The sequence below is a fragment of the Micromonospora sp. RHAY321 genome (assembly GCF_023896955.1).
Lineage (GTDB): Bacteria > Actinomycetota > Actinomycetes > Mycobacteriales > Micromonosporaceae > Micromonospora.
On record NZ_JAMHIW010000043.1, the window covers coordinates 1 to 1,087 of the forward strand.

A 1,087-nucleotide genomic window follows, 5' to 3' on the forward strand; every position below is an offset into this window, starting at 1 on the left:
CAGGAGGACGTGTGTTCGCCAATCCCGAGGAACTGCTGCGGTACCTCAAGAACGAGGACGTGAAGTTCGTCGACGTACGGTTCTGTGACCTGCCCGGTGTGATGCAGCACTTCAACCTGCCGGTCGAGTCCGTCAACGACGACCTGTTCACCGAGGGTCTGGCCTTCGACGGTTCGTCGATCCGCGGTTTCCAGGCGATCCACGAGTCGGACATGCTCCTGCTCCCGGACGTCGCGACCGCGTTCATCGACCCGTTCCGGGCGCAGAAGACCCTGGCGTTGAACTTCTTCATCCACGACCCGTTCACCCGCGAGGCCTACACCCGCGACCCGCGGAACGTGGCCAAGAAGGCCGAGGCGTACCTCGCGGCCAGCGGCATCGCCGACACCGCGTACTTCGGCGCCGAGGCGGAGTTCTACATCTTCGACTCCATCCGCCACGAAACCTCCGCCCACCAGTCGTTCTACTACATCGACTCGATCGAGGGCGCCTGGAACTCCGGCCGCGAGGAGCCCGGCGGCAACCGCGGCTACAAGACCGCCTACAAGGGCGGCTACTTCCCCGTACCACCGGTCGACCACTACGCCGACCTGCGCGACTCGATCGTGCGGCGGCTGGTCGACACCGGCTTCACCGTGGAACGCTCCCACCACGAGGTCGGCACCGCCGGCCAATCGGAGATCAACTACCGGTTCTCCACCCTGCTGCACGCCGCCGACCAACTGCAACTGTTCAAGTACATCGTGAAGAACGAAGCCTGGGCCAACGGCAAAACCGCCACCTTCATGCCCAAGCCCCTCTTCGGCGACAACGGCTCCGGCATGCACACCCACCAGAGCCTCTGGCTCGGCGGCGAACCACTGTTCTACGACGAGACCGGCTACGCCGGCCTGTCCGACACCGCCCGCTGGTACATCGGCGGCCTGCTACACCACGCCCCGTCACTGCTGGCCTTCACCAACCCCACGGTCAACTCCTACCGCCGCCTCGTACCCGGCTTCGAAGCACCCGTGAACCTGGTCTACTCCCAGCGCAACCGCTCCGCCTGCACCCGCATCCCCGTCACCGGCAGCAACCCCAAGGCCAA

The 1,087-nt window shown here is 65.4% G+C and carries 1 protein-coding gene; it reads left to right on the plus strand.

The window, feature by feature from the left end:
• Positions 1-11: 11 nt before the first annotated feature.
• Positions 12-1,087, plus strand: a 1,076-nt coding sequence (glnA, locus tag M8C17_RS31725) for a type I glutamate--ammonia ligase (protein ID WP_252420476.1), incomplete at its 3' end; no start/stop codon positions are given.